General features: G+C 61.8%; 18 protein-coding genes and 1 pseudogene. 9 read left to right on the plus strand and 10 right to left on the minus strand.

Features of this window, described 5'->3' with window-relative positions:
• The first annotated feature begins 45 nt into the window (after positions 1-45).
• The 3 genes from BLU15_RS30815 (at position 46) to BLU15_RS41005 (ending at position 6,281) form a co-directional block, all read left to right on the plus strand.
• Positions 46-2,157, plus strand: a complete 2,112-nt coding sequence (locus tag BLU15_RS30815; RefSeq protein ID WP_143034296.1) for a hypothetical protein — start codon at positions 46-48, stop codon at positions 2,155-2,157.
• A 10-nt stretch (positions 2,158-2,167) separates the two neighbouring features.
• A complete protein-coding gene (locus tag BLU15_RS30820) occupies positions 2,168-5,899 on the plus strand; it encodes a DUF6519 domain-containing protein (RefSeq protein ID WP_090300676.1) in 3,732 nt (1,243 codons plus the stop codon).
• A 154-nt stretch (positions 5,900-6,053) separates the two neighbouring features.
• A complete protein-coding gene (locus tag BLU15_RS41005) occupies positions 6,054-6,281 on the plus strand; it encodes an enoyl ACP reductase FabMG family protein (RefSeq protein ID WP_090300678.1) in 228 nt (75 codons plus the stop codon).
• Here the strand turns inward: BLU15_RS41005 and BLU15_RS30830 are convergent.
• A complete protein-coding gene (locus BLU15_RS30830; RefSeq protein ID WP_060643924.1) occupies positions 6,232-6,987 on the minus strand; it encodes a hypothetical protein in 756 nt (251 codons plus the stop codon). The two genes, BLU15_RS41005 and BLU15_RS30830, sit on opposite strands and share 50 nt — an antisense overlap.
• 476 nt (positions 6,988-7,463) lie before the next feature.
• Here BLU15_RS30830 and BLU15_RS30835 point away from each other — a divergent pair, with 476 nt between their 5' ends.
• Together BLU15_RS30835 and BLU15_RS30840 are read left to right on the plus strand one after the other, a co-directional pair.
• The gene (locus BLU15_RS30835; protein ID WP_090300680.1) at positions 7,464-9,218 is read left to right on the plus strand and encodes a lysozyme; all 1,755 of its coding nucleotides are present in this window, start codon (positions 7,464-7,466) and stop codon (positions 9,216-9,218) included.
• Positions 9,219-9,285: 67 nt separating this feature from the next.
• Positions 9,286-10,467 carry a DUF2235 domain-containing protein gene (locus BLU15_RS30840; RefSeq protein ID WP_090300682.1) on the plus strand — a complete coding sequence of 394 codons (1,182 nt, stop codon included), beginning with the start codon at positions 9,286-9,288 and terminating at the stop codon, positions 10,465-10,467.
• Between the two features lie 534 nt (positions 10,468-11,001).
• Here BLU15_RS30840 and BLU15_RS30845 read toward each other — a convergent pair.
• The 5 genes from BLU15_RS30845 to BLU15_RS30865 all read right to left on the minus strand — a co-directional run bounded on the left by BLU15_RS30845 (position 11,002) and on the right by BLU15_RS30865 (position 16,675).
• Complete coding sequence (locus BLU15_RS30845) at positions 11,002-12,228, minus strand: transporter substrate-binding domain-containing protein (protein WP_090300684.1); 1,227 nt, start codon at positions 12,226-12,228, stop codon at positions 11,002-11,004.
• A 3-nt stretch (positions 12,229-12,231) separates the two neighbouring features.
• Entirely contained in the window at positions 12,232-14,175 is a 1,944-nt protein-coding gene (locus tag BLU15_RS30850; RefSeq protein ID WP_090300689.1) for a hypothetical protein, read from the minus strand.
• A gap of 784 nt (positions 14,176-14,959) precedes the next feature.
• The gene (aac(3), locus tag BLU15_RS30855) at positions 14,960-15,772 is read right to left on the minus strand and encodes an aminoglycoside 3-N-acetyltransferase (RefSeq protein WP_034799972.1); all 813 of its coding nucleotides are present in this window, start codon (positions 15,770-15,772) and stop codon (positions 14,960-14,962) included.
• 415 nt (positions 15,773-16,187) lie between these two features.
• The gene (locus BLU15_RS30860) at positions 16,188-16,379 is read right to left on the minus strand and encodes a hypothetical protein (RefSeq protein WP_162766055.1); all 192 of its coding nucleotides are present in this window, start codon (positions 16,377-16,379) and stop codon (positions 16,188-16,190) included.
• A gap of 20 nt (positions 16,380-16,399) precedes the next feature.
• Positions 16,400-16,675 carry a hypothetical protein gene (locus tag BLU15_RS30865; RefSeq protein WP_090300691.1) on the minus strand — a complete coding sequence of 92 codons (276 nt, stop codon included), beginning with the start codon at positions 16,673-16,675 and terminating at the stop codon, positions 16,400-16,402.
• Between the two features lie 272 nt (positions 16,676-16,947).
• Here BLU15_RS30865 and BLU15_RS30870 point away from each other — a divergent pair, with 272 nt between their 5' ends.
• Positions 16,948-17,157: a dodecin gene (locus tag BLU15_RS30870; RefSeq protein WP_090300693.1), complete on the plus strand. Its 210-nt coding sequence runs from the start codon at positions 16,948-16,950 to the stop codon at positions 17,155-17,157.
• Positions 17,158-17,572: 415 nt separating this feature from the next.
• On the opposite strand, the gene BLU15_RS40285 is transcribed toward BLU15_RS30870, so the two are convergent.
• The 3 genes from BLU15_RS40285 to BLU15_RS40295 are packed head-to-tail and all read right to left on the minus strand — an operon-like array spanning position 17,573 to position 18,593.
• The gene (locus BLU15_RS40285) at positions 17,573-17,980 is read right to left on the minus strand and encodes an MbcA/ParS/Xre antitoxin family protein (protein WP_244546860.1); all 408 of its coding nucleotides are present in this window, start codon (positions 17,978-17,980) and stop codon (positions 17,573-17,575) included.
• Positions 17,977-18,237: an NYN domain-containing protein gene (locus BLU15_RS40290; protein WP_244546861.1), complete on the minus strand. Its 261-nt coding sequence runs from the start codon at positions 18,235-18,237 to the stop codon at positions 17,977-17,979. Before BLU15_RS40290 ends, BLU15_RS40285 begins: the two co-directional genes overlap by 4 nt.
• Before the next feature lie 32 nt (positions 18,238-18,269).
• Entirely contained in the window at positions 18,270-18,593 is a 324-nt protein-coding gene (locus BLU15_RS40295) for an NYN domain-containing protein (RefSeq protein WP_244546862.1), read from the minus strand.
• 167 nt (positions 18,594-18,760) lie between these two features.
• On the opposite strand from BLU15_RS40295, the gene BLU15_RS30880 reads away from it, so the two are divergent.
• The 3 genes and pseudogenes from BLU15_RS30880 (at position 18,761) to BLU15_RS41010 (ending at position 20,684) form a co-directional block, all read left to right on the plus strand.
• Positions 18,761-19,456: an AMP-binding protein gene (locus BLU15_RS30880; RefSeq protein WP_244546863.1), complete on the plus strand. Its 696-nt coding sequence runs from the start codon at positions 18,761-18,763 to the stop codon at positions 19,454-19,456.
• Positions 19,395-20,199: pseudogene (gene proC, locus BLU15_RS30885) on the plus strand (pyrroline-5-carboxylate reductase); the annotation flags it as partial. The gene BLU15_RS30880 and the pseudogene proC, both read left to right, overlap by 62 nt.
• 236 nt (positions 20,200-20,435) lie before the next feature.
• A complete protein-coding gene (locus BLU15_RS41010; RefSeq protein WP_143034297.1) occupies positions 20,436-20,684 on the plus strand; it encodes a hypothetical protein in 249 nt (82 codons plus the stop codon).
• Here BLU15_RS41010 and BLU15_RS30890 read toward each other — a convergent pair.
• Positions 20,632-21,651, minus strand: a complete 1,020-nt coding sequence (locus BLU15_RS30890) for an Ldh family oxidoreductase (RefSeq protein WP_090300695.1) — start codon at positions 21,649-21,651, stop codon at positions 20,632-20,634. The two genes, BLU15_RS41010 and BLU15_RS30890, sit on opposite strands and share 53 nt — an antisense overlap.
• Position 21,652 lies beyond the last annotated feature (1 nt).

A 21,652-nucleotide genomic window follows, 5' to 3' on the forward strand; every position in this document is an offset into this window, starting at 1 on the left:
CGCGATGCCGAAGAGGGTCGTGCGCTTCAGGCGCTGATGGAGATCATGGCACAGGAGCTGGTCATCCTGGAGCGCGACATAGACCAGCTCTACGACGACTGGTTCGTCGAGACCTGCGAGCCGTGGGCACTGCCCTACATCGCTGCGCTGATCGGCGCCCGGCCGATGCGCGAGATCGGGTCCGACCAGATAGGGCTTCTGCGCGGATACGTCGCCAATGTGCTGCGCAACCGGCAGGCAAAAGGCACCGCCGCGGCGATCGAGCAGGTGGCGCGCGAAGTGTCCGGATGGTCGGTGGTGGCGGTCGAATTCTTCCAGAGGCTTGCGACCTCGCAGCATATGAACCATGTGCGACCGGCTGCACCGGGCTTTGCCGACCTGCGCAACACCGCGCGCTGCCGCGCCAGCCGGTCGCCGTTCTCAACGATGGCGCATTCGCCGGCCGCCGGGCAGCCGGGCGCCTATGCCGGGCGCTACAATATTCCGCATCTGGGGCTGTTCATTTGGCGGCGCGCGGCGGCACCGATCTGGCCTGTGGAAAATCCAGCCGCAGGGTATCTGGGCGGGGCCGTTCCGCGTCCCGATGCACCGGATCCGGGGCTTTTGACCTTTGATCCGCTGGGACGCGACCTGCCGTTGGTCAACCGCCCGGCGGCCGACCTGAGCGTGGGTGCGCGGATGACCGCGCGCACCGTGCCTGCGACATTGTCCCGTGATGAGGTCTTCGCCGCGCTCAACGCTGCCCGCGCAGACGGCGCCACTCCGGGCCGCTGGTTTGAGGAAAGCCCGCCGTTTCGAGTGCGTCTGGACGGCGCGGAGGTGTCGCCTGAAAAGCTCTTCTGCTGCAATCTGGAAAAGGCCGAAAACGGCACCTGGCGGCGGCCGGCCGTGGCTGGCACGGTGATGGTCGACCCTGAGCTCGGCCGGATCTCGCTGCACGCTTCGGACGAGGGCAAGGCGGTCGAGACCGGTTTTGCCACCGGGCAGCCCTTCGATATCGGCGGCGGCGCCTATGACCGGCGGTCGAGCCTTGAGAAATGGCTGCCCGATCTCGTAGTGCCCGGCGAGGCGCCGCCCTGGCAGATCGGTGTGACGAAGGTGGCGGGCCATGTGACCGACAACCCGCTTCAGGGTGGGCCGGTGGTCGCGAGCCTGCGCGATGCGGTCGACCGCTGGAATGCCCAGGCCACCGCGGGCTCGCGCGGGATCATCGCGGTGATGGACAACGCCACCTATGTCGAGGCGTTGAACGCCACCCATGCAATCACGTTGCCGAAAGGCGCAACGCTGGCGATTGTGGCTGCCGCCTGGCCGGTGGTGGAGGAGCCGGGCGGGGTGCGTCGCCGCTTTGCGGGCCAATTGTCGCCGATGCACCGGCGGCCTCTTGTTCTGGCGCCGGCGATGATCGAGGCGGCGGATGCGGGCGACGACCCGGCCGGTTCGCTGGTGATCGACGGATTGGTGATCACCGGCAATCTCACCGCCCGGCCTGGAGGCGATCTGGGGGCTCTCCGGCTTTACAATTGCACGATCGGCGCCTCGGGCGCGGCGCTGGACTATTCGGTGCGTGCCACCACCGAGAACGCCAGGATGAGCCTGGTCCTCGACCGCTGCATTGTCGGCAAGGTGGAGCTACCGCAGGCGACAGGCGCGATCGAGATCACCCGGTCGATCATCGGGGAGGATCAGACCGCCGGTGGCGGCGGGGCAGGGGCTGGCGCCTTGGTGCTGCGCGTGCCGCTCATGGACATGAGCTGCAGCGGCAGTACCGTCCTTGGCCGCACCACCTGCCGCAGCCTGCAGGCGGAAAACAGCATCCTCACTGGGCGGATCACCGTCGAGCACCGGCAGAGCGGCTGCGTCCGGTTCTGCTATGTCGACGAGACCTCGGTCTTGCCGCGCCGCTACCGCTGCGTGCCGCGTGCGAGCGACGACCCCAAGCCGCGGCCGGTCTTCGTCTCGACCCGTTTTCAGGATCCCGAATTCGGGCTCTTAAGCCTGCGCACGCCACAGGCCATCCTCGAAGGGGCCGAGGATGGCATGGAGATGGGAGCGGGCTACGCCAACCGCGACCCCGCCCGCCGCGCCAACATCCGCGATGCCATCGAGGAATTTGCGCCATTCGGCCTTGTTCCGGGCTTCATTTATATGAGTTAGGAGGCCTGCCATGACCGGCGATATTTCGAGAAAGACCTTCGATCCTGTCAAGGATTTCAGCCTTGTGGGGATGCAGCAGGGCCGCCTGTTCACCGATGCCGACTGGAACGAACAGGGCGACATCCTGCGCGCCTCGGATCGGGAGACGGCGGCCGATATCATCGGCCCCGCCGGCTTTCCGGAGGACGATGCGGGCTTCGGACTGATCCCGGATGCCGGGACCGGAACGCTGATGATCACCCCTGGTACCGGATACGTGGCAGGTGTGGGCCATGTGCTGCGCTGGCCTTTTGGCTTTTCGCTGACCCGTCAGTCGGGCACCGGCGGCAATGCGGTCTGGCGGCTCGACGATGGCGGGGAGCTGGCTGACGACGACGTGCTGAGCACTGACCCGGCGGGCCTGAGCGTTTTCGTCAAGGTGCGCAACTTCGCTGAGGATGCGAACGGCGTGCGGACCTTCCGTACCACGCCAGCCCTTGGTGATACCGTGACCCGCGCCTTCCGGCCGGCAACAGTCCAGCGGCAACCATATGGGGCAGGCACGCCGCTTCCGGCGGTGGCCGGCGACTACCTGGCCGTGCTCAAGTCCACAGATCTGATCGTGACCGCACTCGATGAACCGCTGCTGCGCGAGGTGGCTTTCGACGGGCCGGATACGGCCTATCGTGAGCGGACCATCTGGCAAGTCCAGCTGGTCGCGCGCGCGGCGCTCCTGGCGCTTGGATACCAGGCTTCCGACTTGACCTGCCCGGCGCTGTCAAAGGGGTTCGACCCCGTCCTTGCCAACCGTGCGCGGGGCGAGATGCGCGCGCGGGCGGAACTTTCCGACCTCAGCGCCGGCCCCTGCAACCTGCCGCCCGCCGCGGGCTACCGCAGTCTCGAAAATTTTCTCTTCCGCGTCGAGATCCATCTGGCTGGCGACGAGGCGGCGGCGTTCTACAAATGGTCGCGCGAGAATGCCATTCACCGCACGCGATACCGCGAGATCGACGCAGGCGTCTTGGTGGTGGACAGCATCGGCCGTGATGAGATGACCGCGTTGAAGGCGGGCGACTGGATCGAGATCCGCGATCAGGCGGCGATCTATGGGGAGGCGCCTGGCTTCTTCGCCCGGATCGACGAGGTGGTCGGCCAACGCGTCTCGCTTGCCGAACTGCGCGATCCGCTCACGCTTGCGCCACTCCTCAACAACGGTCTCCCGGACACAGACAAGCTTCCGGCGGAGGCATTCGTCACCCGTTGGGAAGGCGGGCTTCCGGCGCAGGTCGACGATGCCGCGGCCGATTGGGCAGATCTGGAGAATGGTGTCCAGATCCGCTTCGGGGCCGGTCAGTATCAACCCGGCGATCACTGGACAATTCCGGCGCGCGCCGTGTCCGGAGATGTGGAATGGCCACGCAATCCGGTCACCGGCGAACCGTTGCCGAAACCTGCAGAAGGACCGCGCCGCAACTATGCGGCGCTCGCCTGGCTCGTGCTCGACGGTGCCGGCGCCTGGACCGTGACCGAGGATTGCCGCCCGCTTTTCCCGCCGATTACCCGCGCCAAGCAGGTGCTCTACGCCGGCGGCGACGGGCAGGAGGCCCTGGACGATCCCCTGAATGCGGCCGCCTTGGTACCTCTACCAAAGGAGCTTTCCGTCGCGGTGGTGCGCGGCCATAAACCGGTCCAGGGAGAGACGATCCGTTTCACCGTTGCGGAGGGGGCCGGGCAGTTTGGTAACGGCATGCCAACCCAAGAGGCCACCACCGATGGCACCGGCGTGGCGTCGGTGACCTTTAGCCTTGATGGCACGAACCGGGTGCAGCGCGTCTTTGCCCAGCGGCTGGATGCCGCCGGAACACCGACCCATGCGCCTATCAGCTTCAACGCGACACTCGCGCGTGCGACCCACGTCAGTTTCAACCCGACCAATACGCCCGCACTTGCGCTCGCCAATACGGTACAGAAGGCTATCGAGGCTTTGGCGGGGCTCCAGCATGTCGGCTGCACCACGATCGTCATCCAGCCGGGTGAGGACTGGGCGGCGCGGCTGGAGGGGCTGCAGCCGGGCGAGAATGCCTCGATCTGTTTTGCCAGGGGCACCTACACCACAGGGCGCACCGTTGAGATGACCGGTCTTGGTCATATCCGCATTAGCGGCGCCGGGCCCGGGACTGTCCAGATTCTGGCCTATCGGACGGAGGCGGCCATCGCCTTTGCAGCCTGCGCCAGCGTTGTGGTCAGCGGGCTTGAATTCGCAACGCCCGACAGCAACAGCGCGGTCGATCCCGGTCGGAAGATCCACCGTCAGGGCACGCTGGACTTCGGTCACTGCGACGCGGTTGAAGTGCATGGCTGCACGCTGAGTTGCGGCGGCGGCACCTCGACCGAGCGAACCTGCCTGACGGTCCGCGGCTACAGCGAGACGCTGAAGAGCTTGAGGGTCACGCAATCGGTTCGGATCACCAACAACAGTCTGACGGTCGGCAACCTTCAGGAGGGGATCGTCGTGACCGATGCCGTCGACGTCGATGTGTCCGGCAACATCCTGACCGCCAAGCCGGGCAAGGGCTCGCTCAACATCAAGGCGTTCCTTTCCGACAAGGTCTGGCGAGCCGCGACCGCAAACAGCTTCATCACCCGCCCCGTGAAGGGCTATGTCGGCCGGGGCACCGGCTTCAAGGAGATTGGCGTCAAGGAATGGCGCATGACCTTCGACAGTCCAGTGCCGCAGAAGGACTGGGACGCGCTGGTCGCTACAAACCCGCCCGCCGCGGCGGACCTCAAGAACCAGGAAACGTTCGGTCGCTGGGCGCAGGGGCTCGTCGCCTCCGTGGCAGAGAACCCCGACCGGATGCCGGTGTTTCGCAAGCAGTTGAAGCGGCTTGGGGACTCGTTCGGCACCCATGGTGAGGGGCTGGACAATACGAAGGTGCGCACCACGCTCCTCGTTTCGAGCGACCCGGTCGTGCAGCGCTTCGATGCGAGATCGGGTGCTGAGCGACAGGTCGTGGTCGAGGCGAACGGGCAGGTCGTCGCCTTCGACAGTGCCTTCAGCCAGAAGGATTGGACGACGCTCATTTCCCGCAGCGGCTCGGCTGCCAAGATCGCAAATGCAGACGAACTTCTGGGGCTGAGCTACGGCCTGGCGAAGAAGGTATTGGAGGATGCCGAGCTCCGCGCCGGGCTGGGATCGGTCCAGAACTGGCTGAAGGGGCTTGAGGAAAACTCGGTCAGCCTGGGGGCGCAGGGCATCGTCTGCGGTGGACGGCGGATGGACAATGTCGCGATCCGGGGCAATGCGATCCGCGCCTTCCAGGTGGGGGTGCGGGTGGCGGTCAGCCACATGCGCAACGCGAATGTGCGGGCCAGATCGGTGTCGATCGACGACAACCGCATGGAGTTGATGGCGCCCTACGCACAAGCCTATGCCGGTTACGGTGTGCTTGTCGGGAATGTCGATACCCTGCGCATCCGGGGCAACGAGATGGCACTGTCGACCCGGCCGAATTTCAGCAGGTATTTTGCACAGGGCATCCGCATCTGGGGCTTCATCGGTCACCAGGTGCTGGTGGCGGAGAACCGGATTTCGATGGCCACGATGGGCATCCGCCTGGTTTCGGTCGTCGCGTTCGGCGACGAGGATCCGCACCTTTGGGTGTTCCGCGAAAACCTGATCGAGGGACCGGGGATCCGTGGCTGGAAGGTGACGCCATCCTGGCCGCTCGTCGACCAGAACAATCTGACGCGTAGCGTCTAAGGATGGCCTGACGCCGATTTTCGTTGTATGATTGTGTTTCCTGGCTCTTATGGCAATGATTTTGTGGTGCCACCGGGTTCGAGTCCCTGTCAGGTAAGCGAAGCGGAGCGGGACACCGGTCCGCTTCCCGCATTTTTGGGCATGCAAAACCTGTGTGCCGGGTCCGTCCGGACTGCCCGTTTTCCAGCTTCGACGACGTGATCCGGACCCTCAGAAGTTACGTCCGGGGCAGTCCGAGGTGACGATCGGAACGTCGAGCGAGATCACGGCGATGCACCGGGACGGCAGGACGCTGATCTCCGATCTTTTGAGCCGGCTGGTCGTAGGTGACTTCAAGGGGTCTTGGCGGTATCGGTCGTCAGTTGAACCAGAAGATACGTGACGATTGCATCCCGCTTGGCCAACCCCTTGGGGCGGCCCTCGGGGTCCAGGGCAACCAGCGTTTTGCGTGCCAGCTGATCCATCTTTGTGAGCGCTTCGGCGTTCGTCGCGTCGGCTGTGATCGCTTCCTTCGTAAACCCTGGTAGCTCAAGAAGTTTGCCGGCGTCGGGCGCGTCGAGCGCCTCGCGGAATCGTGCCTGGGTCTCAGAACCGTTCTGGCCCGACAGGTAGCTGATCACCGCTCGGCCGTCGGCGGCCGCGGCGAATTTCCCATCCGGGTCCGTGACCACCAACGTCAATTCCGGATCAAAGCTCGACAGTGCCTGAAGGTAGAGGACGACGGCCGACGGGGCGTAGTAACCTGGGCGGCCGAGATGGAGGACAAGTGCTATCGGTCGCCCCGGCGTGAGGGTGCGCGTCAAGCCCTCGATCGCTGCGACGCCCTCCTTCTCTATCGATTGGAAATTTTCGACGACATCCGTAAGGGGCAATAGCTTGACTTCGGATTTAGCAGCCTCGCGAAACGTCAGTGCGACACCGCCCGCGGACAACTCGCTGATCGTCCCAGACGCGATGCCCCAGACCCCGAGCGGGAGCAGAAGCAGCGCGATGAAGGTGGTGCTCTCGCCAATCTTCAGATGTTTGAGGATCAGGGCAAGCAGCACAGCCAGTGGGATGCTTGCGATGGCATATACTATGGCGCTCATGGCTGCCCCCGCTCTAAAATCGAGCTATCGCGTATATCCTTAAACATTATAATCAGCCATTTTGGCTTTAACTGTTACATTTGGAACAGGTTCGTCACCAATCGTCATGTAAAGTATCGGAAGGCTGGCTGAATAAACTCAGTCAAAGGCTATGTCCGATACTAAATTTCATGGATTTTCGTTCGAAAATCCGACGGATATCCTTGTTTTATCACCAAAGTGAACGTTTCTCGTTGAATTTTCAACGAGGTGGATCTTTTCCATAGTGTTGCATACGAAACCCGACGACCATCTGACGGCTCTGTCCCAATGTGAAGCAGAGCCCGACGGCGGTTTGACATGCCCTGGCGTTGGTCTGGGCGATTGGCAGGTCCCGCGCGGCGTGACCGTGCCAACTTGAACGCACAGTAAACCGACCATCAGCTGCGGCAGAACTAGCGGGCAACTGCGCGCTACAAAAACGATGGGAGGCTTCCGTGAAGACAAGTGTACGCGGCATATGCGCCATGCTCGCCGAAGAGGCAATCGTCCTATCAGCCTACAACGATGGCACAGGAACCATGACGGTCGGCGCCGGACATACGGCGGCGGCCGGTCCACCTGTTCCCCGCTCCGGTCTGACGATCACCCTGACGGAGGCGATCAACATCTTCCGCACCGATCTTGCCAAGTTCGAGGCGCAGGTTCAGGCAGCCGTCAGGACCCCGCTGGCGCAGCATCAGTTCGATGCCCTTGTGTCGTGGCACTTCAATACGGGCGCGATATCGAAGGCAGGCTTGACGCAGAAGCTCAATGCCGGAGACGCTGTTGGCGCCGCCGCCGAATTTGCGCGCTGGAACAAGAGCAACGGCAAGGTGCTCGACGGCTTGGTCGCGCGTCGCGAGCGTGAAGCAGCGATGTTTTCAAAGGGAGAGTATGGCAGCCCGAAGATCCGCGTTCTGGAGAGCAGGGGCGGCCCGGACGAAATCTTCACCGCCGACCAGATCGAGACGCTCCTCGGGGGTGCCCCGAACTCGGAAGAAGAACAGACCACCGAAGAACTGCTGGCCAATCCGATCTCGCAGCTTCTCCCGCTCAACCGGCCCAAGCAATCCGCCGCGCTCACGAACACCGTGCTTCAGGAGTTTAGAAACCTCATCCCGGAAGAGGGGCGTGATGACGCTGTGACATTGGTCGCCGTGCGCGGCTACTACCTCAACTCGATGGGCAAGGAGAGCGCAAACGATCGCGGCGTCTACGACGACGCGATCTTCATCGTCGAGCCGAGCGGTGTCCACAACTTCAACGCCAATACGGACCCCAGCCGTTTCGGTCGCGGTATCGCGCGGCTGAAGCCACGCCAGGCGATCCGGTACAGACCCGGTCTACACGGGTTTGGGCGCAAGAACGGACCCTATCCCGCCTTCCGGCAGGACAGCGACTGCACGGTCATTCGCGATGAAACCGGTGAGGATACGGATTCGCAGGATGGCCGCTTCTGGATCAATCTCCACCGCGGCGGCGTCACGTCCACCTCCAGCCTCGGTTGCCAGACGGTCCCACCGCATCAGTGGAACGAATTCAAGACCCTCGTAGACGGTCTGCTGAAGAAGCATGGACAGGAGACTTTTTACTACTTGCTCGTCGATCAGGACGATGTCCCACAGGAGGAAACGACCATGCCTGTTATCACGCAGCCGGCACCGGCTCCGGCGACGACCGAGGCGAACCCCGCACAATTGCTGCAACAGATCCTCGCGCTCGCTGCGATGTCGCGCGGACACAAGCCCGCCAACCAGGGCGACATGACCTGGCTGGTCGATGTCTTGCGGGCACTTGTCACCCAACCGACGATCAATGGCGTTGTCCTGAATGGCGCGAAACCGGACCCGCTCGCATCGGTCAGCGACCCTGACCTGACGCCGGTCAACGGTGCGCTCGGAAAGACGCTCGGGAATGCGCTCGACGGCCGCAAGACCGCGATAGGTGCCATCGGCATGCTCGCCACGACCCTTCTGCCAATCTTCTTTCCGCAGCTGGCGCCGGTCACGGCGATCGCTGCACCCTTGATCGAGGGGGCGGCGAACGCGGGCGCCACAGCGGCGGCGACGCATGCTGGCGGAGGGCTCGGCAGCGAGCTTGTAACGGCCGCCTTCCCTGTCTTTGCCGCGATCAGCGGCTGGGGCGTGATGGGCAAGGTTGAAAAATGGGTCCGCGCCCTTCGGGGCGGGCTTGAAGCGCCGGCCGGGTGAGAACCGCGGCTGCTCACGCCAAGACAACAGGGAAACGCACATCAGGGCCATAAAGGAAAAAAAAGAGATGAAACGCTTAGTTGTTTGTTTCGACGGAACCTGGAACGACGCCGATAGTGCCCGTTCCGAAACGAATGTCGCGCGGATCGCGAGGGCCATTCGCGCTTGCCAGGACGAAAGAGGCGGTATTCCGCAATCTGTCCTGTACCTGCGTGGTATCGGATCGTCCGGCCTGCAAATTCAACGCCTTTTGGATGGCGCGATCGGCACTGGCGTGGATGAGAACATCCGCTCCGGATACATGTTCCTCGCTCAGAACTATGTTTCAGGCGACGAGATCTATCTGTTCGGTTTCTCGCGTGGCGCCTTTTCCGCGCGCAGCCTGGCGGGGCTGATCGCCTCATGCGGACTTCTCAGACGGCAGCGGCTCGGGGATCTGCGCAACGCCTGGCAGTATTACAGAACCACCGAGGACCGGTCGCCGAAGGATTTCGTTGATAGATATTCGACGGATGCGCACCTGGATGTCGAAGTCACGATGCTCGGGGTCTGGGACACGGTCGGCGCGCTCGGCGTTCCCAGCCACATTTTCAGTGGCTTCAACTCCAGGGAATATGGATTCCACAATACCACGGCCTCAAAGATAACGCGCCACGCCTACCACGCGATGGCCATCGATGAGTCGCGAGACGAGTTCGTGCCGACGCTCTGGACAGGCGACGTCCCGGCCAATTGCACGATAGAGCAGGTCTGGTTCGCAGGCAGCCATGGAGACGTTGGCGGAGGGTATGTCGACCGTTCTCTGGCCGATATCCCGCTGGTCTGGATGGCGGAAAAAGCGCAGGTCTGCGGGCTTGTAATCGACTGGACGATGCTCCCGAAAGGACTCGACGTCAGCGCCCCGCATCACGACTCGCGTGCAGGCTGGTCGCTCAAGGACCGGTTGACGCCGACATTCCGGCAAATCTGCGAGAAGCCGTTCAGGGTGGATTACTACGAAACGCTTTACCGGCCGCGCGATGGACAGGGCATTGCCCAACGCACGATCAACGAATCCCTTCATGAAAGCGTGATCGCGCGCTATGGGCAGACAGTTTCCTTTTCTCCGGACGACGATCCGTCGGCGCGCGCCCAGCAAGTCTACAAGCCCAGAAATCTCGCTCCGCTTTTCAATGTCCCGGTTCGGAGGCAGCGCCCAGTGGCGCCCAATGTGATCGCGGCTCAGGCTGCCCAGGTCGCGACCGTTTGAAAACACCTACACGCCTGGTTCATGGGGCTGGACGGGAAGATGCACGGCAAGACGAGGAGGTTTTGCCGTGCATTTTCGTCTGGCCGCTAGTGAAGCCGAAGCTGGAATGGATTTCACCTGAGCCTGAGGTCAGGGCGACCACTGCATATTCGCAACCGCATTGCACCGTCATCGGTTTTGTGGAGCCGGACGTCCGTGCCGAAGCGTTTGGGACCGAGCAACTTTCAGGGGGCCCTAGCCTGATAGCCCACTCGAGAATGCGCCGCAACAAGAAGATCGCCAGGTGGTGCCCGTGATCTACTGCCATGGTCCAATCCGCTTCACGTATCCTCACCGACCAGCATTGCCAGCAATCGTGCACTGCCTGCCGGTAAGCGAGCAGCAAGGCACGTTCTAGGCCCTTGCGGGCTTGCGGTCACGCTGCCGAGGGAGAATAGACGATCGGTGGTAGTCCCAGTGACCGTGACGCCGGTCGCCTCGTCCATAATCTTGAGTTTACGGATCCTGGCCCACATATGGTGTCGTCGGCGCCGGCTAGCGGTCCGTCTTCGAAATGCTTTGCGAAACCTCGGGCAAATGCACCGGATCTTGCTGCGCACCGGCAGCAGACCCAGGCTTCTCAGTCATGTCGCTGCCCGCCGGAATGCTGTTGATCCGGAACAGGGTGGCGAGATGTTGAGACTTTTGCGTCCCGGGAAAATGACCTGAGAACAGCCGCTCGACGGTTCCGTCCTCGAACATGCCGTAAAGCGCAAGTGTGATGCGCTCGGGGAAATCGGGGAAACGGCGAGATGAGACCACGAGGGCGTAGGGCTCGTAGGTGCCTTCCGTGGTCGGTGTGGTGTCGGCAGCACAACGGGTACCGGTACGTTCGCCATAGTCGGCAAGTGCGGCCTTGATGATATCGACATCCCCGAAATAGCGGGCCAGCCGACCGTTACAAAATTCCTCCGCCGCCTCGGAATGCGAGTCGATTTCTCGCGGGCAGATCATCCAGTTGTCCTGCGTCAGGTGCGCCGCATTGGTTTTCAGCGTGTCGCCGATCGTAGATCCCTTGACGTAGCCCCAGATCTCAAAGGTTCTCTTCTTCTCGGTGTTTTCCTTCGTGGGCTGCTGGAGAGTGAAATCAAACTTCTGTTCCAGCCAGCCGAGAAGGCCGTTTCCGGCGGTTGCTGCAGGTTGGGTGGTACTGGGCGGGGTGGCTTGGTTCGCGGGCACCGACGACCATCTTCTCGTCTTCGGATCTTCGCCCTTTGCCTGTTTCAGCCAATTGAACACGTCCGTGCAGGTCGGTTTGGGCGGTGCGTCTTTGGGAAGGTCTCCGGCTGCCTCTGACGAACGTGGATCGAGATGCGCCTTGACGTATGAGCCGTTCGCCACGAAGACGATGGGCGAGAACGCAAGATAGGGTGCCTGCCCGTTGTAGGCGAAGTTCTGCATCCGCTTGAGCGTGATCGTCGTCGGATCGCAAAGCAGGTCGTAGTCGCCGTCGCCTGTTTTCAGGAACGCGGCTCGTTTCTTTGCGTCCACGCCCTCTTCGCTAAAATGATATCCCGCACGCTGGACGGCCTCGGTGCAGATATCCCAAAAGAAGCCGAGATAGCCTTTGGTGTCCTGGTCCCGCCAGATGAAGGGTCGCGCATCTTCGCGCACCCCAATCCTAATCTCACCGCTGTCAAGCGCCTCAGCACGCGCAGTGTAAGAGAGGACATGCGCTGGGACGAGTGCGGCGACGACGAATTTGGCGAGCAGTGGGCGCATCGGCTACTCCGCGGGTGTTGGTCTTGGCGCCACGCGTGCGGGCGTCTTTCCCGAACGGAAGCGCTCGGCGCCGCCGCGTTGGTTGAGAAGAGCAGCCGTGACGCAAAACACGACGACGAAGCCGATGAACGCCGAGAACATCGCCGAGTAGACGACGAGACCTCTATCGATTGCGTCGAGGCTCAGAGTGGTTGCGGGCTTTGTTGCCCATGATGTCAGGTAACGGGTCGCCCCTCCGCAGACGGCCATGACAACCGATGCGCCGACCGCCCAGATCAGGCTTGAGAGATACGTCGGCTGCAGCGAGAGTGACAGTGCCCGAGCCAACCATGCATCGAGCAGGAACGCCACGATCAGGGCAAGTACGGCGCCGCGAACGGCCGTCGGCGCGTTGTATTCGAACGAAAGCTGCAGGAACAGCGAGAGGCCTTGATCGCCGGCGGCCCAACCTGTGTCGAGGCCGGTTTTCCAGAGCTGCAGCCCCATGACGAATACGGCGGCGACGGCCCAGGACACGAAAACGACGAGCACGGCTTGCGGCAACCACGAGGTCCAATGCGCCTCGCGCATGTTCCGCCAACGACGCGACTGCATGCCTGCGTCGCGAAGCGCGAGCGTCACAATCATCGGGATGCAGTAGTTGTTGAACGCGTAGAAGATGTAGGTCAGCGTGCGAGAATAGACATTGACGGGGCTACCCCATACGAGCTCGCTTTCAAACCGACCGGGTAGCAGGCTCCAAAAGAGGCTGACGAAGAGCACGGTGCCGAGGGCCCAGAGCGCAGTCAACGTCGCGTAGGATCTGCGATAGCCAGCGCTTAAATGGGGGTGCAACAGGGCGCCGAGGAACTGCTCGAGCTTTTTCCGGGCAACGACTTGCTGATGTGCCGCCGCCTCGTCTGCCGTCGCCGGCGAGACGACGATGATCTCGTGCTCGACATAGAGCGCGAGCAGGATGCAAAGATCGTCTGCAAGGTCGTCGGCATCCGACGCCAATCGCTCCCAGGTCGCCCTCTTGCGTTCGCCGAGGCTTGCATCGGCGGCTCCGTTGCTGACAGGCGCTTCCTTCGCCGCGCCTGACCCGTAGCCCGACCTCTCGTCCAGATCCACGACCAACTGATCCCGTCGCTTGCTGAGCTCTTCCTCAAGTTTCTGAAAACGCTCCCGCACGGGGGCGTTGGCGAGCTTCAGCTTGCGGTCGAGGATCCAGGCAGAGACGGAGAAGATCAGTTCCAGATCGAGACGAAAGTCCTCGGGTTCGCTCAACTGATCCTTCGCGGCCGCCTGATAATGATCAATACGCTCCCAATTGCTGCGCGGAATGAGGAGGGTGTTCTTTTCGAGGGATGACGCGCTGTCGGCCGAGATCGCGAGGTCCTTCCGGCGCAGATCTTCACTGGCGCCGATGACGCGGGTGGGAATACCCGCCAGGCGGTGGGCAGCACTTCGCATCCAGTCCTCGAAGCTTCCCAGAAGCGGGAAACTGGGTGCCAGACCGACCATGATCAGCGCGATGGCAAGCGAGACCGATGCGTCGATGCCGATATCGAAGTCCCGCACGACCGACGGAACGACGATGGTGGACAGAGGCTGCATCCAGGTGCTTGCAGCACTGTTGCTGCCCGGGGTGAAGCCTGTGGTGATCGCTACCGGGGCATCGACGGAAGGAACGGGAAGCTTGCTCGCACCGATCGAAAGATCCGGGCCACCGAGCATTGGGAGGAGTTCCGCGTAGGCGCAGAGGAAGAAGTAAATGATCAGAAGTATGAGCGCGTAGCATGCGTAGGCGTGCATGACGATGCGCCGCGCCCGAAGCTTGTCGGGCGACAACAGGTTGACAAGCCGCTCCATCTGCCGCCCGCCCTCGTAGGTGACACGGTTGAAGCGCCCGTAAGAATAAAACAGGACTATCGCCGCTCCGAAGAGCAGCGCGACAAGGTTCGGCATGGTGGTAAATCACAGTTTGGAGCAGTGCCTCAACGGCACTGCTGTACCGCCGGGTTGCATTGTGCAGCTGCCGTCGCAGGCACGAATGACGTCAGGGCAATGAGCACGAGCAATAGCTTCATCATGGCATCCTCCGTTGCGATTTTGCTTTTTGATGCAGGAAGCGATCAGTTAACAAGTCGCGTTGTCGAAAGGCATAAGTTGCAAGACAACCGAGTGTTCAAGGAACTACTTTCCCGATTGTATGATACCAAACGCGTCACGGCGTGGATGTTACGTTCGTAACACCTGAAGTCTCTGGGCAGGTGTAATTTACATGGGTCTCTGTGCGTTCCGCGCCGTCGCCAGCGCGGTCACCAATCTCCGGACCTTCGGGCAACGCGCCGGCGAAAGCCGGATGGATGGATCTCTCGCGCCTCCGCGGGCTGCCGCGGAATATCTCAGCAGCGGCGCTTGAGCCGTCGCTGACATTCGACGCCGACCGGATAGGACCAAGTCTTCCGTCCGAATGGGGCGGCCCGCATCGTTATGGACTGGGAGGCCTGCCACTGGCTGGCGCCAGCTGGTACGAGACGGTCCTCATGGCACCATAAGGGACGCTCCATGGCGAGGTAGGGAATGGCTGCTGCACGGAAGAAGAACCTGACTTGCGCAATCGCGGATCGGGCGGACAGTTCGCGCGAACCGGCTTTGTTCGCTTTCGCGGCCGCCGCCTGGTACACCACTTTGTCCGTCTGAGCGGCACCGCGACCACCGCCGTATTCGTGGATCCGTTTCGCGGTGCCTACGCACCCTTGCCAAATCGGCTTTCGAGATATGCTACACCAAACGACACGATGTCCCGCGCGTCGAAGAGGTGGCAGAACGCATCTCCGACCGTCCCGCTCCGGTGCCGGCTAGTGGCAACGTAGGCATTCGCAATCGTTTCGACCGCGTCGGCCTGGCCCGCGACCGCAAAACGATCAAGGATGCCGTTGGTGTCAAAGTCTTCGGCGGTCTCCCATACCGTTTCACCATTCGGACCAAGAAGCGGCATCTCGTAAGTCACGCGCCGCTTGCCGGGAATGTCGGCGATGGCTTCCGCATAGTGGAGAGCGGTAACGGAGTTCAAAGGGGCGCCCAGCAAGAGCACTTTTCCCCTTAGTTCGACAAATCGTTGGATTGGCGAGCCATTTCCCAAGGCCTGGCCAAGCCGATGAGGCTCGATCAACGTCTCGGAAAGTGGCCCAACCGCAACCATAGATGCGTCGGGATGAGCGCTACGGCGTGCGCCGGGCGCTTCAACAAGAAACTGGTTGAGCAGGCCGAAACCCGGATAGGTGCGAGCGGTTGCGGGATCGAACGGCGGCCAAGTACGACGCGCTTCATCAGCCATCCGGACGCCATTCAAAGTTTCCTCGTAGGGTGAGCGGTCCCATGAGGCATAGCCCATAAGGGTGCCCGATGATCCAATCGCATCGAGAAGTGCGCCGACAATGGCCGTCGGCCCGCCTTTGACAGCACCAACGGCTTTCAAGGAGGCGTGAACCATCACAAGATCGCCCGTTCGAACGCCCAGTTGTCGAAGATCCGTCGTAATTTCAGTCCGGGTTTTCATCGAACCAGTTCAGATTTTCCGAGGTCTTGAAATCAGGCCGCCAGGGCCAGCACGAGTACCCACGCTACCAGTGAGGGCGAAGGCCAAAGCCAGCATGCTTGTGCGGAGGCCGGCGGGCGACTTGCCAATTGTAGGCATGAACTGTCTCCTCTCCGAGCAAACAATGCTTAATTGAGGCTGGATGCATAGACGTGTTCCATGCGATGTTTAAAGCGACGCCCGACGAGCCGTAGCGAGCACCGTGGCCTAGAGGGCCTCGCTCGCGACTTTGGCCGCCATCGATACCAGGAGCGCTGCCAAAGCCACGGCTGTTCCAAGCCTCGCGATCTTCATACGGCGTTCGCGACGGCCGTTCCAGTCATATCCCATCAGCGTCGCCTCCCGTTCCGCATTTGGTTTGGTCCGCCAAGGGCTTTCAATCGACCTTGCGCCCTGGCCGGCGTTCTTGAAGTAACTTGAGGTATCTGCGCCGGATGCAATCGATGGGCACATCGCCGGTGAACCGCAGCTTGAGCAGGACCTCGACCTCGGCATCACGCTCGATCGCCATGCCGCACTCTGCCCATTTCGCAACGACGCGATCGGCGATTTCCTTCCGCGTGGTCACGAACGTCCCTTTGCTTTGGGTCATTTTCGTTGCAGAGCGAGCGCGCCGGCCTCCCGGCAGACACCCCGCAGCGATGAAGACCGATCCGCAAGGCCTCCCAACGTCCCACTGATGTGATCGGCCTGTTGTCTGGTTAATCTGAACTGCAGCGCCGACACATCCGTGAGATTAGGGTCGACGCTGAATTCGATCCTCAAGAAAACGTCGCCCGTTTCATCTTTTGCCGGCTCGGCTTTCCAGCCGACGATGGTCGAGGACCGGACATTGCCACGCCCGTCCGTACTCCAGTCGTTCATGCGCTTGCAAACCTCTCTCTTTGCGAAAACCAACGACAGACAAGAAGCTCTAGACCGCACGCCAGGAAGAATGTCCGAAAGTGCGCGTATCGGAATTGGTACATACCAGTGTTAAGCAATAGTTTTGATTTATGCATTTGGCATTTAAAAATTACAGGTCGCTAAAAGATTGATGCGACAATAGAGGCAGACACTTCCTTGCGCTGATTGTTAGCGCAAGGATTGCAGCTTGCCTGTAGGATGTCCTTTCTCAAAGCAAACGGGAGGTTGTTATGAGTGATCACGTCTATAAGAAGGTAGAGCTGGTCGGCAGTTCGAAGTCGTCTGTTACCGACGCTATCGAAACCGCGATCGCGCGTGCATCGAAGACCATGAGAAACCTGGAATGGTTCGAGGTCGACCAGATCAGGGGACACATCAAGGATGGCAAAGTCGCGCACTACCAGGTGGTCATGAAGGTCGGGTTTCGTATTGACGACTGAACAGGCGACGCGTGGGCGCCAGCTTGGATCGACTGGCGCTTGCAGCAACGATCGTTGCGCCACGCCGGTAAAACACGCGGCTCAGTCGATTGTGCAGGGTTAGTAAGGGCTACATTCTGTTCCAGCATAAAGCTCCGCGCATGACAGGGGTGTGCCATGGAGCCCCTGCGGGCACGCTGCTGCAGATCGAAAGAAGACGTGGTGGCCAGGACGCTGGTCAACGAACGCGGGCGCGAGATCATGGCGAGGTTCCGCGGAACCACGCTCGCCGGCTGTCTTTCCCGCGCAGGTGCGCAGCAAGGTGCGGTACAGGCTGAGCGTCGTCTTTGCCAGACCGAGCAACTTGAACACCATCGACGTAAGGTAAGTTTTGCCCCGAAACCCCACCCCTCGAACTACCTTCCGCCCATCAAGTTCAGGACGACAAATCGTCAGGCTCCCCGGCCTTTTCGATCTGCTCCCGGATATAGGATTCGATGTAGTCGAAGACCTCGGCCGCGCCTGCGTCCGTCGCGATCAGATCGATCGGCCGACGGCCGCCGAGATGCACGCTTTCTCTGCGTGCCCATTTCAGGATCTCGCCTTCGCCTCGCAGGACCGGGCGCGCCATCTCCAGCATTTTCGCAAGGTGATGCGGCTTCGCATACCATGAGTGTGGCTTGATGCTGGCACGACGGCGGCCGGGAACGACATCCGGCAATTGCGAGGCGCGCAGCTCTTCATCCAAAATATGCCGCCGCACCCAATGGGCGAGCTTCGCAAGCGAGACGTTCGCCTCGCGCTCAAGATCGCCGCCAGCGCCGACATTGCGCGTCGGGATCACCAGCCCACGGACGATATGGGGGCCCGCGCTTTCAGCATCTCAAGTGCCGGCGCCAGGTCCGTGTCATTGGTGACAAGTACCACTTGGTCGACGTCCCCGCTCAGCGCGTCGTCGTAGAGTTGGAGCGCCAGATTCACATCCGACTGCTTTTCCTCAAGCTTCCACACCTGGATCTTGTCGCAGTCACGCGGCCAGCGTTTCGCATCATCCGCCGGAACGATATGCTGGTTGGCCTTGTAGAGCGAATAATAGCCCATCACGAAGGAAAGCCGTCCGGCACAATGCGCCGTCAGGGCATTGTGGTATGAGCCTGCGACGAGACCGAATCCTCTCCCTTGGCCGCGCTGTCGATAATCTTCGCCGTGAAGTATTTAATCGCACAGTCCGGGTGCAGGATCATCGTCGCCGGATCGGCGCCCGGTTCGGGACGATAAAGGATGCTCGGCAGTATATGCGCCTCGAATAGGGCGAGAACATCGAGCCATTTAAACGCGCTCTTGCGTAGGCATCCATAATAGAGATTATAGCCGTCGATATAGACGCGTGTTCGTAACGCTGGCACTCCTTGCTCCCGGGCATAAAAAAACCGGCTTGCGCCGGCTTTTTCCCCCAACCGCCCGGAGCCCATGTCTCTCAGGATGCTGGGTTAGTTGTTAACTGCCAACGTAGTGTTGGGAGGGCTTATAGTCAATTGGATTTGACGGTCGTTTGCGCTTCGAAGCCAACGATTTGGCCTTGTAGGCCGCTAAAATAGGCATGCCTTGCGAAATTCGCAATCGAATGCCCTATCCGTCGCAGTCGATCGTTCTGCCGATCATCGAGGACCTGTCACTTGCCATGGTCGACCGGTTCAGCGCCAGCCGCTTCTGGAATCAGGTGAGAACCTACGGTGCCACCCCCATCCACTACCTCGGCGGGATTCTCCAGATTCTCCTAAAGCAACCCGAAAGCAAAGGTGACCGCGAGCATCCGGTGCGGGTCGCGTGGGGCGACGGCTGCCCAAAGGAGGTGTGGTCGCTCTTCAAGGAGCGTTTTGGTATAGATATGCGCGAGTGCTACGGCATGACCGAAGCCTCCAGCATCACCACCTGCAACGCCACCGGCGTTGTCGGCGCCATGGGTCAACCGATGCCCTGGTTCTCGGTCGATATCCTCGACGAAAAGGGCGAGCCGGTGCCGACAGGGGGCAGGGGCGAGATCGTCGTGCGCACTTCGCAGGAGGGCGCGCTGCACACCGGCGATTCCGGCTCATTCGCGCAACATCGCCGTTGTCGACGAGTTCGAACGCACGCCGAGCCAGCGGATCATGAAGCATCGGTCGCCTGTCGCACTCGGCGATTGCTGGGACCGACTGGCGCAGCAATAGGGCTGGCGTGCTTTGGGCCGAGTGCGCGCATGAAGGGAAAGCGACGGTATGGATCAGTCTGGCGAAATTGTGCTGGTTGGTTGCGGCAACACGGGTTTTGCGCTGCTTGAAGGCTGGGTGGCCCGGTTCGGCATTGCCGCTGACCGAATTCATGTGGTCGAGCCGGTGGAGGCCCTCCGCCGGCGCGCAGTGGCAGCGGGCGCTGCGGCCTACGCGGATGCGTCCGAGCTGCCGCAGGCACTGCAGCCGCGCGCCGTCATTGTCGCCGTCAAGCCGCAGGTCATCGGCTCGATGCTTGCGACATACCGGCGGTTTAGCGCAACCGCCGCCTTTGTCAGCATCGCCGCCGGCGTGCCGATCGCGACCTTCGAGGCGACGCTTGGTGCGGTGCCGATCGTGCGCGCCATGCCCAACATGCCGGCGTCGATCGGCATGGGAGTGATCGCCGCCTTTGCCAACGCGCACACTGGTATCGTTCAGATGCCCTATGTGAGTGATCTTCTGGCAGCCGTCGGAAACGTCCATTGGTTGGGGAAGAAAAGCTCATCGATGCTGCAACCGCAATATCGGGGTCGGGGCCGGCCTGCCTCTTCCATTTCATCGAGTGCTTGACCGAGGCAGGTATCGCTGTCGGTCTGCGGTAGAGACTGCGCATGCGTTGGCGAAGCAGACGGTTGACGGTGCTTCAACTCTCGCCAGCGCCAGCGTCTTTTCTCCCACGGAGCTCCGCCAGCAAGTAACCAGCCCGAACGGCACGACTGCTGCGGCACTTGAGGTCCTCATGGCCGAGCCGAGTCTGGCGGCTTTGCTGAGGGAGGCAGCCGCGGCCGCGCATCACCGGGCTCTGGAGCTTGCTGTGGTCGGTTCAGCGGTAATGCCTGTGCGAGACAATGACGGACCCGTGCGCCTCGTTCATTCGCTCAAGGATAGCGATGTCGCCCTCGCTAGAGCGTTGGCGCTTCGAGTGCCGTTGCCGAGTTGACTATCGATGTTATGATACCCAAGCACCGATGAATTCTGCGGTCGCCTGCGTCATGACCGAACACGGCTGTCCATGGCTCAAACAGGTTGCCGTTCGGATATGGCATCATGTTGGTAGAGTTGCACGAAGCGTCACGCCGGCACGATGAAATGATCGATGCAATTGCGGACCACGATCCTGACCGAGCTGAGGCGTTGGTTCGCGCTCACTCGATCTGTCGCGCAAGAACATGGCGGTGTAGGCCGCCCAGGAAGGGATGGCGATTTCTCTCGGCGTGTAGCGTATCTGAGACGGCAGGTATTCTTACGTTCGTGCGCCAGTCGATTGATCCCACTTGGACGCGAAGCGACCAATGACGTCGAAGACAGCGCGCGACACGCGCAATGGCTGGCCAATCGAGCGGGGCCTGCCGCTAAAGCCTGGAACGTAGACACCAAGTTCCTTGAGCCGCCGGACCTGTTGGTGGGCGCGGGCGATGTGGTCGCTCCCTGGCGGGCCCGGCATCATCGCAATCACCGTCAAACCCACGGCGGGCGAGGTATCGCCCGTTCTGAAGCTTGATGCGTCCAGCGACCAGGAGCCACCGGAAAGTCCGGCCGACAGCATTTCGACGAGGAGCGCGACGTTCGCACCCTTGCGGCCACCGAAGGGTAGCAGCGCGCCTAAGAGTGCCTTTTCGGCGTCCCGGGTATCGGCGCCTTCGTTGTCGACCGCCCATCCTTCCGGGATTTCTCGCCCCTTGGCGGCGGCGGCGGCAATGTTGACGTAGGCAGTCGCGCTTGACGATTGGTCGACGATGAGTGGCGGCGCGTTGGCGCCGAGCGGAAATCCGAAGGCGATGGGGTTCGTGCTGTAGACAGCCGGTCCTCCTGCCTTCGCTACGACCATGGCATTCGCGTTGGTCGCCGCAAGACCGCTCAGGCCTTCCAGCGCGAGCCTGCGCACGTAGTAGCCGAGCTCGCCCGTTGTATAGCTGTTCTTCTGGGTGAAGAGCGCGGTCCCGAAGTTGCGGGCAGCATCCACGAAATCGCGGAAGGCAAGGTCGAAACCGAGCTGCGCGATGCCTCGGTCGGCATCGCAGGTGATGTGAGCGGGGAAGGGGCGCGTGGCGGCCGGCGTGGGATCGCAATTGATGCGCCCCTCGCGAAAACTGTTCAGATAATCGACGAGGTGCGGAAACCCGACCGCGCTCGGGCCGAAGCGGGCGGCCGACACTGTTGCGTCCACGAGCGATCGGGCGCTCGCCGGATTGGCGCCGGCACCAAGGCAAGCTCTCATCGCCAGATCTTCTGCTTGCCTCTGGTTGAGTTCGACCTCTTCCATC

It is taken from the genome of Ensifer sp. YR511 (assembly GCF_900103045.1).
GTDB classification, from domain to species: Bacteria; Pseudomonadota; Alphaproteobacteria; order Rhizobiales; family Rhizobiaceae; genus Ensifer; species Ensifer adhaerens.

Bases quoted from the DNA above. Each gene is read 5' to 3' on its own strand.
- BLU15_RS30815 (WP_143034296.1), top strand. From the start codon at position 46: ATGGCACAGGAGCTGGTCATCCTGGAGCGCGACATAGACCAGCTCTAC.
- BLU15_RS30820 (WP_090300676.1), top strand. From the start codon at position 2,168: ATGACCGGCGATATTTCGAGAAAGACCTTCGATCCTGTCAAGGATTTC.
- BLU15_RS30830 (WP_060643924.1), bottom strand. From the start codon at position 6,987: ATGAGCGCCATAGTATATGCCATCGCAAGCATCCCACTGGCTGTGCTG.
- BLU15_RS30840 (WP_090300682.1), top strand. From the start codon at position 9,286: ATGAAACGCTTAGTTGTTTGTTTCGACGGAACCTGGAACGACGCCGAT.
- BLU15_RS30845 (WP_090300684.1), bottom strand. From the start codon at position 12,228: ATGCGCCCACTGCTCGCCAAATTCGTCGTCGCCGCACTCGTCCCAGCG.
- BLU15_RS30850 (WP_090300689.1), bottom strand. From the start codon at position 14,175: ATGCCGAACCTTGTCGCGCTGCTCTTCGGAGCGGCGATAGTCCTGTTT.
- BLU15_RS30865 (WP_090300691.1), bottom strand. From the start codon at position 16,675: ATGAACGACTGGAGTACGGACGGGCGTGGCAATGTCCGGTCCTCGACC.
- BLU15_RS30870 (WP_090300693.1), top strand. From the start codon at position 16,948: ATGAGTGATCACGTCTATAAGAAGGTAGAGCTGGTCGGCAGTTCGAAG.
- BLU15_RS40290 (WP_244546861.1), bottom strand. From the start codon at position 18,237: ATGGGCTATTATTCGCTCTACAAGGCCAACCAGCATATCGTTCCGGCG.
- BLU15_RS30880 (WP_244546863.1), top strand. From the start codon at position 18,761: ATGCCCTATCCGTCGCAGTCGATCGTTCTGCCGATCATCGAGGACCTG.
- BLU15_RS41010 (WP_143034297.1), top strand. From the start codon at position 20,436: ATGTTGGTAGAGTTGCACGAAGCGTCACGCCGGCACGATGAAATGATC.
- BLU15_RS30890 (WP_090300695.1), bottom strand. From the start codon at position 21,651: ATGGAAGAGGTCGAACTCAACCAGAGGCAAGCAGAAGATCTGGCGATG.